At 66.6% G+C, this 13,943-nt stretch carries 9 protein-coding genes; 2 read left to right on the top strand and 7 right to left on the bottom strand.

Annotated features, from left to right (window positions below; genetic code table 11):
* Positions 1-59 precede the first annotated feature (59 nt).
* Positions 60-2,078 (top strand): phytase, encoded by a 2,019-nt coding sequence (locus F3N42_RS09915; RefSeq protein ID WP_150864290.1) that lies wholly within the window; start codon positions 60-62, stop codon positions 2,076-2,078.
* Positions 2,079-2,184: 106 nt separating this feature from the next.
* On the opposite strand, the gene iolE is transcribed toward F3N42_RS09915, so the two are convergent.
* The 7 genes from iolE to F3N42_RS09880 all read right to left on the bottom strand — a co-directional run bounded on the left by iolE (position 2,185) and on the right by F3N42_RS09880 (position 10,745).
* Positions 2,185-3,060: a myo-inosose-2 dehydratase gene (gene iolE / locus F3N42_RS09910; RefSeq protein WP_150864288.1), complete on the bottom strand. Its 876-nt coding sequence runs from the start codon at positions 3,058-3,060 to the stop codon at positions 2,185-2,187.
* Entirely contained in the window at positions 3,057-4,883 is a 1,827-nt protein-coding gene (gene iolD, locus F3N42_RS09905) for a 3D-(3,5/4)-trihydroxycyclohexane-1,2-dione acylhydrolase (decyclizing) (RefSeq protein ID WP_224784837.1), read from the bottom strand. Before iolD ends, iolE begins: the two co-directional genes overlap by 4 nt.
* On the bottom strand, positions 4,880-6,817 hold the full coding sequence (locus F3N42_RS09900; RefSeq protein WP_150864286.1) for a bifunctional 5-dehydro-2-deoxygluconokinase/5-dehydro-2-deoxyphosphogluconate aldolase: 1,938 nt from the start codon (positions 6,815-6,817) through the stop codon (positions 4,880-4,882). Before F3N42_RS09900 ends, iolD begins: the two co-directional genes overlap by 4 nt.
* A complete protein-coding gene (locus tag F3N42_RS09895; protein ID WP_150864284.1) occupies positions 6,810-7,637 on the bottom strand; it encodes a 5-deoxy-glucuronate isomerase in 828 nt (275 codons plus the stop codon). Before F3N42_RS09895 ends, F3N42_RS09900 begins: the two co-directional genes overlap by 8 nt.
* Before the next feature lie 14 nt (positions 7,638-7,651).
* The gene (locus tag F3N42_RS09890; RefSeq protein WP_150864283.1) at positions 7,652-8,788 is read right to left on the bottom strand and encodes a Gfo/Idh/MocA family protein; all 1,137 of its coding nucleotides are present in this window, start codon (positions 8,786-8,788) and stop codon (positions 7,652-7,654) included.
* A gap of 85 nt (positions 8,789-8,873) precedes the next feature.
* On the bottom strand, positions 8,874-9,872 hold the full coding sequence (gene iolG / locus F3N42_RS09885) for an inositol 2-dehydrogenase (protein WP_150864281.1): 999 nt from the start codon (positions 9,870-9,872) through the stop codon (positions 8,874-8,876).
* Positions 9,873-9,899: 27 nt separating this feature from the next.
* The gene (locus F3N42_RS09880; protein ID WP_150864279.1) at positions 9,900-10,745 is read right to left on the bottom strand and encodes a MurR/RpiR family transcriptional regulator; all 846 of its coding nucleotides are present in this window, start codon (positions 10,743-10,745) and stop codon (positions 9,900-9,902) included.
* A 309-nt stretch (positions 10,746-11,054) separates the two neighbouring features.
* Here F3N42_RS09880 and F3N42_RS09875 point away from each other — a divergent pair, with 309 nt between their 5' ends.
* A complete protein-coding gene (locus F3N42_RS09875; RefSeq protein WP_150864278.1) occupies positions 11,055-13,871 on the top strand; it encodes a TonB-dependent receptor in 2,817 nt (938 codons plus the stop codon).
* Positions 13,872-13,943: the final 72 nt, after the last annotated feature.

Raw genomic sequence — 13,943 nt, 5'->3', positions numbered from 1 at the left:
ATTCGATTATAATAGATAATGAAATTATTATTCCATACCAAGCAACCGGTGACAGGAACATGATGAACAGACTTTACCCCTTGGCACTCGCCACTTCATTGCTGGCCACGCAGGCGACCACGGTCGCCGTGGCCGACGACGGCGACGCGGTGATGCCGTCGATCTCGCCCGCCGCGCACACGCAGCCCGCCGCACTGGGCGCCGCCATCGACGCCGCCTTCTGGCCGCATGCCGACCGCGTCGTGCTGTTGGCCGCCGAGGGCGAGGGCGGCCTGAACACCTACGGCACCGACGGCCAGCGACTGCAGGCCTACCCGGATGTCCAGGCCGGCATGGTCGAGGTGCTGCGCGACGGCCAGTCCGCGCCGGTGGCCGCGATCGTCTACGACGGCGCCGCCTCCACCCTGTCACCGTGGCAACTGACGTCCGGCGACGGCCAGTTGGCGCCGCTGGCGGCCGAGCCGATTCCGGTGCACGACGAGCTCACCGGCCTGTGCAGCTATCGCAGCACGCTGTCCGGCGCCTGGTTCCTGTACGGCACCACCGACGAGGGCCTGCTGCACCACTGGGAACTCTATCGCGACGGTGACCGCTGGCAGGGTCGCCTGTTGCGGACCATCCCGGCCGGCAAGGGCGCCGGCTTCTGCGCCGTCGATGCCGGTGACGCCGCCGTCTACGTGGGCGACGAGGAACTGGGCATCTGGCGCTTCGGCGCCGAGCCCGAGGCCGATACCACCCGCGAGCTGATCGACCTGGTCACCCCGCGCGGCCAGCTGGGCGAGGAGATCAAGGGCATCGCCGTGTACAGCGTGAGCCCGGAACTCGCCTACCTGCTGGTGGCCGACGCCGGCGAGGGTTACCTTAGCGCCTACGGCTTACCCGATGGTGACCGCGTAGGCGCGATCGCCATCGACGGCCTCTCCGAGGCCGAGGGCATGGCCGCGCTGGCCACCACCGACGGCGGCTGGCTGGCCATTGCCGATGAAGACCAGTCCGACGGCGCCAGCGAGTACGCGCTGGTGCCCTGGGAAGCGCTGGCGGCGGAACTGGGCCTGGCCGCCAGGGCCGAAGCGGGCGCGCAAGCGCCGCGCGTGGCCACGGTCACCGCCACCGTCGAAACCGAGGTGGTCGCGAGCTGGGGCGACGCGGCCGATGATCCCGCCATCTGGGTCAACCCCAACGACCCGGAAGCCAGCCTGGTGTTCGGAACCGACAAGAAGGGCGGCCTGCATGTCTACAACCTGGCCGGCGAGTCGCTGCAGTTCTTCGCCCACGGCCGCATCAACAACGTCGACCTGCGTGACGGCTTCGAGCTGGACGGCAAGACGGTGACCCTGGTCACGGCCAGCAACCGCACCCAGAGCAACATCTCCATCTACGCCATTGACCCGGCCACCGCGACAGTGACCGAGATCGCCGACGGCCTGCAGCCCACCGGCCTGCCGGACCCCTACGGCATGTGCATGTACCGCGATGCCGAAAGCGGCGCCTTCTACGTGTTCGTCAACGGCAGCGGCGACGGCCTGACCCGCCAGTACGAGCTGACCGAGACCTCGAAGGGCAAGGTCAGCGCGAAGCAGGTCCGCGAAATCGAAGTTGGCGGCCAGGCGGAGGGTTGCGTCGCCGACGACAACACCGGCACGTTCTACATCGCCCAGGAAGACTACGGCCTGTGGAAGTACTCGGCCAGCGCGGACGCCGGCAACGAGCGCAGCCTGATCGACAGCGTCGAGGGCGAGCACATGGTCGCGGATATCGAGGGCATCTCCATCTGGCACGGCGCCAATGGCGGCGGCTACATCGTCGCCTCCAACCAGGGCGAGAACAGCTACCTGCTGTACCGCCTGGAGGGCGAGCATGACTACGTTGGCAAGTTCCACGTGGTCGCCGACCCGGCCAGCGGCATTGATGGTGTTTCCGAAACCGACGGCCTGGACGTGACCAGCGCGCCGCTGGGGGACACCTACCCGCAGGGCATGCTGGCGGTGCAGGACGGCCGCAATATCGCCCCGGCGGAACGCCAGAACTTCAAGTTCGTTTCCTGGGCGGACATCGCCGAGGCGCTGGAACTGGAGTAACTGGAGCTGGAGTAGAACGAAACCGGGGCCGCCACCTGGCGGCCCCGGCTATTTTTGCGGTCTGATTGTTGGCTGACTGCAAGCCAACAGATGGCGAGCTGACGGCCTACCAGGCCAGGGATGACAGGTATTCGCGCCCGGCCCGTGCAAAGGTCAGGGGATCCGCCACGGTGGGATCCTGCTCGGCCTCCACCACCAGCCAGCCTTCATAGCCGGCCCCGCGCAGCGGCGCGAACACCGCCGGGTAATCCACGCAGCCGTCGCCCGGCACCGTGAACACCCCGCGCACCACGCCGGCCAGGAAAGAGGCATCCTCGTTCAGCACACCGGACAACACACCGGGACGGATGTCCTTGCAGTGCACATGCGCAACCCGGGCGGCGTAGTCGTTCGCGGCCCGGACGGGGTCGCCACCGGCGAAGGTCAGATGGCCGGTGTCGAGCAGCAGTTCAACGTCGTCGTCGCAGCCGGCCATCAGCCGGTCGACGTCATCCGCCGACTGCACCACGGTGCCCATGTGATGGTGATAGGCCAGGCGCATGCCGGCATCGCGCATCATCCGCGCGAGCTCACCCATGCGCCGGTTGAAGCGCGCCCAGTCGCCGGGAGCGATGACCGGCCGCGCGGACAATGGCGCGCGGGCGTCGGAATGCGTGCAGCCCGTGACCTCGGCGCAGACCATGACGTCCGTCCCCAGCGCCGACAACAGCGCCAGGTGGGGCTGCATGGCCTCGAACTCCGCGGCGGCGTCGCGCTCCAGCAGGCGCAAGCTATACCAGCCTGACACCAGCGCCAGCCCGTGCGGAGACAGCAGCGGCCCAAGCACGGCGGCGTCGCGGGGGAACTTGTGCCCCAGCTCGACGCCCTGGTAGCCCACTTCTGCAGCCTCGCGCAGGCAGGTGTCCAGCGAGATATCGCTGCCCAGACGCGGCAGGTCGTCGTTGCTCCAGGTCAGCGGATTGATGCCCAGTCGCGTGTTCATGGCTTGCGCACCTTGTGATACGCGCCCAGCGCGTCGCGCACGGTGGCGCTGTCGGACACTTCTGCCACCGGCACATCCCACCAGGCCCCGCCTTCCGCGGTGGCATGCAGCGGGTCGGTATCGATAACGATGACATTCACCCCGCCGCGTTCACGGGCGGCATCCAGCGCCGCTGCCAGGCCTTCAAGGTCCGGTACGTGCACGGCCTGGGCGCCAAGGGCCGCGGCATGGGCCGCGAAATCCACGCGGCTGGGCCGGTCGGCGGGGAACAGGTTGTTGAAGGAATCACCGCCACAGGACGTCTGCAGCCGCTCGATACAGCCGAAGCCGCCGTTGTCCAGCAGCACGACGGTCAGGTCCAGGCCCATGGCGACGGCGGTCGCCAGCTCGGAATTCATCATCAGGTAGCTGCCGTCACCCACGGTGACCACCACCTCGCGGGCCGGGTCGGCCAGCTTGATGCCGATACCGGCGGCAATCTCGTAACCCATGCAGGAGTAGCCGTATTCCAGGTGGTAGCTCCCGGGCCCGGAGGCGCGCCACAGCTTGTGCAGCTCGCCCGGCAAGCCGCCGGCCGCGCAGACCACCGTAGTGGCGTCTGAGGCGAAACCGTCCAGTACACCCAGCACGTGGGCGTCGCCGGGCAGGCCGGATGCCGGCGCGGTGAACGCCGCCGTGATGGTCCTGTCCCAGTCATCCCGGGCCGACGCCACGCGCTCGCGCCACTCCGGCACGGCAGTGTCCGTGGACACCAGGTCTTCCAGTTCCGCCAGCGTCTCGTCGGCGTCGCCCGACAGCGCCAGCGCGCCCGCCTTGATGGCGTCGTGGCGGCAGGGGTTGATGGCGATCACCCGGGCATTGGGGTTGAACAGTGTGTTCGACGCCGTGGAAAAATCCTGCAGGCGCGTACCGATGGCCAGCACGACGTCCGCCTCGGCGGCCATGGCATTGGCGCCCTCACTGCCGGTCACGCCGAGCGCGCCGACGTTGGTCGCGTGGCCCCAGGGCAATGCACCCTTGCCGGCCTGTGTCTCGGCGACGGGAATGCCGCGGCGCTCAGTGAATCGGCCCAGGCGCTTCTCCGCACCTGAATACAGCACGCCACCGCCGGACACGACCAGCGGCCGCTCCGCTTCGTTCAGCCATTCCGCCGCCCGCGCCAGGCGCTGGCGGTCGGCCCGCGGCCGCGCGGGCACGTGCAGCACCGGCTCAAAAAACGATTCCGGCCAGTCGAAGGCCTCGGGCTGCACGTCCTGCGGCAGGCACAGGGTCACCGGGCCGCAATCGGCCGCGTCGGTCAGCACCGACAGGGCGCGCGGCAAGCTGTCCAGCAGTTGTTCTGGCCGCATGATGCGGTCGAAGTAACGCGACACCGGCCGGAAGCAATCGTTGGCGCTGACCGTGGCGTCGTTGAAATCCTCCACCTGCTGCAGCACCGGGTCTGGCCGGCGCGAGGCGAACACGTCACCGGGCAACAGCAGCACCGGCAGGCGGTTGACGTGCGCCAGCGCCGCGGCGGTGACCATGTTGGTCGCGCCCGGGCCGATCGACGTGGTGCAGGCCATCATCCGGCGCCGCTGGCTGGCCTTGGCGTAGGCGATGGCCGCGTGCGCCATGGCCTGCTCGTTATGGGCGCGGAACGTCGGCAGCCGCGATTGCTGGTGCTGCAGGGCCTCGCCCATGCCGGTGACGTTGCCATGGCCGAAGATCGCCCAGCAGCCCGCGAACAGCGGTACGCGTTCGCCATCAACCTGCGTGTGTTGCGCGGCCAGGTAGCGCACCAGCGCCTGCGCGGTTGTCAGCCGAGTGGTCATGCCGCTCATGATACCGCCCCGCCCATGGCCGCCTGGCGCCAGATGTCGACCATGCGCCGGTAGCGGCGGGCGACATCGGCGCGCGCCGCGGCGTCATCCATTTCACCGGCGAACCAGGCCCGGGCCGGCGCGCCGAAAATGCTGCGGCCCACCGCGAAGCCCTTCATGTACGGCACCCCGGCCGCGCTGGCGAAGCCTTCGCGCAGGGCATCCTCCGACGCGTCCAGGCCCAGCAGCACGATGCCCTTGCAGTGCGGGTCGCAGTCGTCGATGACGCTCGCTACCGCGCGCCAGCCGGCGGCGGACTGCGACTCCACCTTCCACCAGTCCGGGAACACGCCCAGGTTGTAGAAGCGCCGCATGGCGCGGGGCAGGGTGTCGTCGTCAACGGGCGCGCCGGTCGACGGGCAGATCACTTCCAGCACCAGCTTGCGGTCTTGGGCGCAGATCTCCGAGTACAGCGCCTGTACCCGTTCCTCCTGCGCCAGCCGCAGCTCCAGCGGGTCGTCCGGGTGATAGAACACCAGGCACTTGATCACGTTCAGCGGCGGCAGGCCCAGCAGTTGCTGGCCCATGCCATGGCCATGCTCGAACGCCAGCGGCCGCGAGCCGGGCGTCTCCACCGGGCAGGCCGTCCACAGGCCGGCCGCGGACAGCCGGTCCATGGCCTCGCCGCCAAACCGCTGGTCGACGATAAAACCGCCACGGACGTCATCCGGAAGCCCGGCGGCCACGTCGAGCGCGGCCTCGGCGATCAGCGTCTTGAAGCGATCAATACGTGCGTGCGGCTGCCCGGCCTCGTTGGCCATGTCGATAAACTGGCTTCGATGGTCGAACGCCATCACGCACAACGGCTTTGGGTCGTCTTTCCAGGTGGTCGAGCGGTGCAACCGGATCAGCTCCGGGTCCAGGCGCGGTACACGGGGCGGCGGGTCACGACGCAGGAAGGCATCGAGCTCCACGCGGCTGGGAATCGCCGGCGTGCAACCGTGGCGCGCGACCACCAGGGCGCCGCTGGCGTTGCCCATGGCGCCGCAGGTCGCCGGCGATTCGCCGGTGAGCCATCCACCCAGGAAACCGGACAGGAAGGCATCGCCGGCGCCCAGGGTGTTGAACACTTCCACCGGCGTGCCTTGCGCGACGATGCCATCGTCCAGTGAGCCGATGTCGCCGGGGGCGAACACCACGCAGCCGTCCGGACCACGCTTGAGCACGATCCAACCGTCACTCAGCGCGCGCACCCGCTGCACGGAGGCCAGCAGGTCGTCTTCACCGCCGGCGGCAATGCGGATTTCTTCCTCGGTGCCGACCACCAGGTCGCACAACGGCAGGATATCAGCGAGTACCGCGCTGGCCTCGGCGCACTCGGCGTAGCGGCTGGCGCCGTCACCGGCGCTCACCAGCCCCCACAGTACTGGCCGGTAATCGATGTCCAGGGTCACCTGGGTGCCGCGCTCGCGCGCGCAGGTCATCGCCTTGACCACGGCGGCGCGCGTGGTGGCTGTCGAAAGATGCGTGCCGGTCACCGACAGCATGCGCGAGGAGCCAATGAAATCCGGGTCGATGTCGTCCTCGACCAGGCCCATGTCGGCGCAGCGCTCACGGTAGAAAATATGCGGCACGTCCTCGCCGGCGCCGATACCCAGGATCACCAGCGCCGTCAGGCGGTCCGGGTCCGTGGTGACGTGGCTGACGTCCACGCCCTCGGTCGCCAGCGCCTCGCGCACAAAGCGGCCCATCTGCTCGTCGCCCACACGCGCCAGCATGGCGCTGCGCAGCCCCATGCGCGCCGCGCCGGCGGCCAGGTTGGCGGACGAGCCACCCAGGTACTTGGCGAAGCTGCGCATGTCTTCCAGCCGGCCGCCCACCTGCTGGCCGTAAAGATCAACGGCGGCGCGGCCCAGGCAGATCACATCCAGCGCGCGGTCCTGTGCTTCAGGCATCACGCTCAACCCCCTCCGGCCACCAGAAGCGGGCGTCCTTTTCCATGGTCCAGGTGTGCGCCTCGGTGAATTCGGGCACGGTGTAGGGGTTGTCCGGCAGGTGGCGGATCACCCAGCTGTAGTACATGCCATAGCCCGGCGCGGAGCACTGCGCGTGGTCGAGCCCGGCGGGAATGCGGATGGTGTCGTTGTGGCAGACCTTGTAGACGTCATCGCCCAGCTCGGCATGGCCGTAACCCTGCGGCTCGGTGAACCGGTAGTGGTAGATCTCCGGCTGGTCGTGGTGGTGCGGCGGATAGCTGGACCAGCCGCCGGGCATGTTCACCACTTCGCCCAGCACCAGCTGCGCGCCTTCCGGGGCGTTGGTCGCGTCGAAAATGGTGCGCACGAAGCGCAGGCAGCGCCCGGCGACCTGGCCGGCGCCGCGATGCTCGTTGGGCACGTCTTCAGGCAGGTAAACACGGGCTTCGAAGGGATCGGTATTGCCGCAGCGGTAGAGTGTGAACTCGGTGGCGCTGTCCGCGCGGAGCGTGACCGTGGCCCCCGCCGGCACGTGCACGCAACTGGCCGACTCGTCGAACAGGGAATCCCTGCGGAAGCCGAACGCCGGGGGCGACTGGCCGTCGATGTCGACCTGCCCGGAGACCACGCCTGACATCAACAGCAGCGCCGTTTCGGTGGTCGCCTCAAGCGACAGCGTTTCACCTGCCGCCAGGCACAGCGCCGCCATTTCCAGGCCGTCGTGCGCGGCGATTTCCGTCAATCCGGGGCTGAATCCGTCGCGAAACGTGCGAACGGGATTGTCCTGCGGTGTACTCATAGATCTGAACCTCGTTATTCGTTGGCTTCGACGCGCACGGCCTGCCCGGCGGCGGCCGAGCGCTCGATGGCGTCCATGACGCGCTGCACCCGCAGCCCGTCGCTGAAGTCCGGCCACGCGGCCCGGCCCTCCATGGCGGCGCACAGGAAGTTGCGCGCCTCGATGACCTTCAGGTCGTTGTAGCCCAGGCCATGCCCGGGCGCGGGGTTGAAGGCGGCGTAATCCGGGTGCGCGGGCCCGGCGAGCAGGCGGCGGAAACCGTCCCGCCCGGGGCGCTGGCCGGCTTCGAACAGCTGTAACTCGTTCATGCGCTCCTGGTCGAACCGCAGCGCGCCACGGCTGCAGAACAGGTCGAAGGCCAGTCCGCACTTGTAGCCGCTGGCGACCCGGCTGATATCCAGGGTCGCCGGAACCCCGCTGGCCAGGCGCGCATGCGCCGAGGCGATGTCCTCGTTCTCGACAGCCCGCATGGCGCCGGTGACCGGGTCCTGGCGCGCCGCGACCGCGGTCGATACGTGGCCCGTCACCGTCTCTACCGGCCCCAGCAGCGTTTCCAGCAGGTGCACCAGGTGCGAGCCCAGGTCCGCCAGCGCGCCGGAGCCGGCCAGTGAACGATCACAGCGCCAGCTCCAGGGCACGGCCGGGTCGGCCATGTAGTCCTCGTAATAGCGTCCGGAGAACGCCACCGGTTCGCCAATCTCGCCCGAAGAGAGAATCTCGCGGGCCAGCGACAGCAGCGGGTTGACCGCGTAGTTGAACCCCACCAGGTGGGCGCGACCGGAATCCGCCGCGGCGGCGGCAAGCCCGGCGGCCTCGTCGACGGTCAGCGCCAGCGGTTTCTCGCACCAGACATGCTTGCCGGCGGCCAACGCCGCCATCGCCATTTCGTGGTGCAGGTGGTTTGGGGTGCAAATGCTGACGGCGTCGACATCGGGGTCTTCCAGCAGCGCCTGCCAGTCATCGCCATGCCGTAGGAAGCCCAGCTCCTCCGCCGCCTGGCCGGCGCGCCCGGCATCGGCGTCGACCACGTGGACCAGCCGCGGCGGCGGTACCGCCGCGAAGACGCCGCCTACCGAGCGCAGCGCAATGGCGTGCGCCCGGCCCATGAAGCCGGTACCCACAAGGCCAATGCCAAGCGATCGATAGGACATGCGTTCAGAACTCCATTTGCACCCGCCCAAAACCGGACGGAATCATTATTCCATAAAATGAGTTTATAAAAAATACATTTCATTTTCACGGCGACTCGGCGGCCCCGCTGGCCAGCGAACGCTGTGCCGCGGCGGCGAGACGCAACGACTGCACCGCCTCTTCACCCGTGGCCAGCCCGGTCTGCGTGGCATCACGATGACCACCGACGGCGTCGATAAAGGCATCGAGCTGCAGCCGGTAGGCCTGCTCGTAACGCTCCAGGAAGAACGGCAGCGCCGGTTCCGTAACGAAGCCCTCGCCGGTGCCCACCGCCACGGTCGTCGCCGTTTCATTGCCGGCCCGGGCCACGCCGCCGGCACAGAACACTTCCAGCCGCTGGTCATAGCCATAGGCGCAACGACGGCTGTTGGTGACCTGGCATTGCACGCCCGACGCCGTCGTCAGCACCACGGTGGCGGTATCGATATCACCCGCCTCGCCAATCGCCGGATCAACCAGGCAGGCCCCCGAGGCGTACACGCTGGCCGGCATTTCGCCCAGCATCCACAAGGCCATGTCCAGGTCATGGATCATCATGTCGCGGAACAATCCGCCGGAACGGCCCACGTAGTCGGCCGGCGGCGGCGCCGGGTCACGGCTGGTGATGCTGATCACCTCGATCGCGCCCAGCCCGCCGCCGCGCACCGTGTCATGCACCCGCCGGAACGACGGGTCGAAGCGCCGGTTGAAGCCCAGGAACAATGGCACCCCGGCGCGTGCGGCCACCTCGACACTGGCGCTGGCGCGGTCAAGATCCAGGTCCAGCGGCTTCTCGCACAGTATGGCCAGGCCCCGTGCCGCCGCCCGTGACACAAGGTCATGGTGGGTATCGGTGGAACTGGCGATGATCACTGCGTCCAGGCCGTCGGCGTCGAAGGCCTGTTCAGGCGCCAGTGCGCGGGCGCCCTGCGCGGCCGCCAGTTCTTCCGCCGCCGGGACGTGAACATCCACTACCGCGGCCAGCCGGGCACGCGGGTTGGCGGCCAGGTTGGCCGCGTGAATCCGGCCGATGCGGCCGGCGCCGATCAGGCATACGTTGAGCATTCTTTTCTCCGGGTTCTTATTAAGGTGTCAGGTCGCGTCCCGGGCATCGAGACGCTGGGCCAGGCTGATGACCAGGGTCTGGGCCAGGCAGAATGACGCGGTCAGCGAGCGGAACTTCATGACCTCCGCATCACGGACTTCAAAACTGATATCGGCCTCGCGCGCGGCCGGGCTGAGCAGGCTGTCACTGATCGAGACGATGGTCGCACCGCGCTCGCGGGCGCGAGCGACGATGTCGCTGGTCTCGGGCGCGTAGGGCTTGAAACTTACAGCCACCAGCAGGTCATCGGCCGTGATCATCGAGCTCTGCTCCAGGATCATCCCCGCCAGGCCGTCGATCAAATGCGTGGGCTTGTCCACGTGCCGTAGCGCGTAGGCCATGTAAGCCACCACGGGAAATGAGCGCCGCAGGCCGACCAGGTAGATGGACTTGCAGGCCTCCAGCGCGTCCACGGCCTGGTCAAGCAGGCTTTCGGGAATGGTGTCCTGCAGCTGTTCCAGCGCCATCGTGTTGCTGCGGGCGAATTCCTGCAGCAGCTGCGCGGGCTGCCACGGGCCCTCGGTACCGGCACGCTCCTGGAACTGGTGCACGCGCTTGGTGTAGCTGGGGCTGGGCACCGAATTGATGAGTTCTTCGCGGAACAGCATCTGCATGGGGCTGGCGCCGTCATAGCCAAACGCCTTCGCAAAGCGGACGATGGTCGACGGCTGCACGCCACAGCGCTGGGCGATCACTGCCAGCGTCTGCAGGCCAACCTCGCTGGGGTTCTCAAGTACATAGGCAGCCACCTGGCGAAGGCGGGGGCTGAGCTCATCGTGACGTGCGACGATCTGGTTTCTGAGGGTTTCCAGGTCCCGTGGGGCTTCTGACAATGTCCTGACTCTTTTTGGGTTGCTTTTGGGATCTTCGCCATGATGATACAAAAATTCCAATGCTGGAATACCGATTTAGCATTGGTGTATCAACATTTCACCAAAATAGAACGTATTTTCTATACTTGCATAATACAGAAATTTCATTCTATACTGCAAATGTAAAGAAAGTGTCACCTTCGGGCCGAACAATAGTGCGGTTTGACGTTACGGCAGCCTCTTGCCGGCCCGAAGTAGAGCGAAACGCGCACACCGGGCTCGGTGCCGACAGTCGCCAGGACGATTCAGTCTTTTACAGGAGAACCAGACATGTTTGCCAAGAAAACGAAGCAGCGCCACGTGGGAGCGCGCTTGCTGGTGTTGGCCTCGGCTTTGGCCGTCGGCTCAACGGCTTACGCCGACGCGCTGTTGCGCGGCCGCGTCAACGATGCCGATACCGAGCGTCCGCTGGCGTCGGCGGAGGTCCGCATCGCGGAACTCAACCGCCGCGTTCGCACCGACTCTTCCGGTAACTTCACGTTGCCCAACCTGCCCGCCGGCGAATACACGCTGGAAGTGCAGTCCGTGGGTTACGAGCCGACCGAACTGGTCGTCACCGTGCCGGACGCGGGCTCGATCACCGAGAACATCGGGCTGAACGGCTACGGCGTTACCGAGGAAGTCATGGTCACCGGTTTCCGCGCCTCGCAGCTCGATTCCGTGCAGGACAAGAACTCCGCCGACATCATCAAGGACTCCATCGACGCCAATGACGCCGGCAAGCTGCCCGACCAGAACGCCGCCGAGGCCCTGCGCCGCGTACCGGGCGTGTCGATCTCCATTGACCAGGGCGAAGGCCGCTACGTGGCGGTCCGCGGTATCGACCCGGGCCTGAACAACGTCACCATGGACGGCCAGACCATCGGCGCACCGGAGGCGGACGACCGCCGCATCGCGCTCGACACCATCCCGGCCGACGTGCTCTCCAAGCTGGAAGTCATCAAGACGGTGACCCCGGACCTGGACGGCAACTCCATCGGCGGTACCGTCAACCTGGTCACGCCCAGCCCCTACGATGATGAAGACGGCTTCATGATCAAGGGCTCGGCCGACATCGGTTACTACGACATGAATGGCGAGAGCCCATACAGCGCATCTGCCGCGTACTCGCAGGTGTTCGGCTCCGAGAACCAGTTCGGCATGCTGCTGAGCGCCAGCTACAGCCTGCGTGAGTACCAGTCCGAAAACGTCCAGACCGATATCTGGGAAGAGGAAGACGGGTACTACATCCCGGGCGAGATGGTCTACCGCGACTACACGCTGGAGCGTGAGCGCACCGGCGTGGTCGCCAACTTCGAATGGCGCCCGCGTGATGACTTCAAGGTCTACTTCCGCAACCTGTTCAACGAGTTCGCGGACACCGAGCAGCGCATCGAAACCCTGTACGACTACCGCGAGGGCGACCTTGAAGACCAGACCGCCACGTCCGGTACGTTTACCGAAGGCGAAGGCGAAAAGGCCTACAAGAAGCGCCTGGAAGAACAGTCGATTTCGCAGTCCACGCTGGGTGGTGAATGGCTCTATGGTGCCAACACGCTGTCGCTGAGCGCCACTTTCGGCCACACCGAGCAGAAGACGCCGTACGACATCGAGTGGAGCTTTGAAGTCTCCGATTCGCTGCCGATGAGCTACGACACCTCCGACTTCTTCCCGCGCGTGACCGCGCCAGGCGATTTCATGGACCCGTCGTTCTTCGAGTTCAACCAGGTGGACCGCAACAGCCAACTGGTGGAAGAAGACCTGTCGATTTTCCAGCTGGACTGGCGTCATGACCTGGATTTCGGCGACAACCCGGGCTACATCAAGACCGGCCTGAAGTTCACCGGCCGCGACAAGACCAGCGACAACACCGGCCCCAGCTACGACGGCTACGAGGACGACCTGTTGCTGTCGCAGTTCTCGGTGCCCGGCAAGGAAGGGTTCTACGACTCGGTCCGTCCGGGCTTCTACCCCTTCGGCCCCATTCCGGACTTCGCCGGCTGGGAAGGTTTCTTCGCCCAGAACGAGGCGGGCTTCGAGCTGAACAGTGACGACACCAACGAGAACGAGTTCGCCGAGGACTTCACGGTGACCGAAGACGTTTACGCCGCCTACATCATGGCCGGTGTCGACATTGGCGATGTGACCATCACCGGTGGCGTACGTTTCGAGGAAACCGAATCCGAGTATGGTGCCTACGCGGTGCTGTTTGACGACGGTGATTTCGATCGCGCCCAACCGACCAGGGGCTCCAGCCGCTACGACGACGTGCTGCCGGGCATCCAGGCCCGCTGGCAGGTGACCGACGGGTTCGTCGCCCGCGCCGCGTGGACGAACACCATCGGCCGCCCCGGCTATATCCAGCTGGTGCCCTACCGCATCTTCGACTTCGAGCCCAACGACGACGACGAGCTCGAGGGTGAAGTGGAAGAAGGCAACCCGAACCTGGACCGCCTGCAGTCCGAGAACTGGGACCTGTCGTTCGAGTACTACACCGAATCCGGCGGCATCCTGGCGGCCGGCCTGTTCTACAAGGACATCGACAACCCGATCTTCTCGCGCTCGCAGACGTTCGAGAACATCAATTACGAAGGCCGTGAGTTCGCGGAGCTGGAAATCACCCGTCCCGAGAACGCCGAGGCCGGCGAACTGCTGGGTCTCGAGTTGAACTGGCAGCAGCAGTTCCTGTTCCTGCCCGGTTTCATGTCCGGCTTCGGTGCCAGCGTCAACTACACCTACACCGACAGTGAAGCGACGGTCTTCGATCGCGACGACAAACTGCCGTTCTTCCTGCAGTCCACGGACGTGGCCAACGCCGCGCTGTACTGGGAACGCTCCGGACTGGAACTGCGCCTGGCGTGGACCTACCGCAGCGAGTACCTGGACGAGGTGGGCGGCGATCCCGAAGAGGACCTGTATGTCGACGACCACAGCCAGGTCGACTTCAAGGCCAGCTACGCCATCGGCGACCACTTCGATGTTTACTTCGAAGCCCGCAACCTGACCGACGAACCGCTGCGCTACATCAGCGGCAAGGACTCAGGCCGCCTGGCAGAGAACGAGATCTACGGCTGGAACGCCACGCTGGGCCTGCAGTTCAACTACTGAGGTCATTGCCTGCAGGCAGCGTGCTGCCAACGAATAAGCCCCGGCCTGTCCGGGGCTTTTTCGTTGGGGGAA

The organism is Marinihelvus fidelis (genome assembly GCF_008725655.1).
In the GTDB taxonomy this organism is placed as follows: domain Bacteria; phylum Pseudomonadota; class Gammaproteobacteria; order Xanthomonadales; family SZUA-36; genus Marinihelvus; species Marinihelvus fidelis.
Note: the sequence above shows the minus strand (reverse complement) of the source record. Positions and strands in the feature narration are given on the sequence as shown.

Bases quoted from the DNA above. Each gene is read 5' to 3' on its own strand.
- F3N42_RS09875 (WP_150864278.1), top strand. From the start codon at position 11,055: ATGTTTGCCAAGAAAACGAAGCAGCGCCACGTGGGAGCGCGCTTGCTG.
- F3N42_RS09890 (WP_150864283.1), bottom strand. From the start codon at position 8,788: ATGTCCTATCGATCGCTTGGCATTGGCCTTGTGGGTACCGGCTTCATG.
- F3N42_RS09915 (WP_150864290.1), top strand. From the start codon at position 60: ATGATGAACAGACTTTACCCCTTGGCACTCGCCACTTCATTGCTGGCC.
- F3N42_RS09895 (WP_150864284.1), bottom strand. From the start codon at position 7,637: ATGAGTACACCGCAGGACAATCCCGTTCGCACGTTTCGCGACGGATTC.
- iolG (WP_150864281.1), bottom strand. From the start codon at position 9,872: ATGCTCAACGTATGCCTGATCGGCGCCGGCCGCATCGGCCGGATTCAC.
- iolE (WP_150864288.1), bottom strand. From the start codon at position 3,060: ATGAACACGCGACTGGGCATCAATCCGCTGACCTGGAGCAACGACGAC.
- F3N42_RS09900 (WP_150864286.1), bottom strand. From the start codon at position 6,817: ATGCCTGAAGCACAGGACCGCGCGCTGGATGTGATCTGCCTGGGCCGC.
- iolD (WP_224784837.1), bottom strand. From the start codon at position 4,883: ATGAGCGGCATGACCACTCGGCTGACAACCGCGCAGGCGCTGGTGCGC.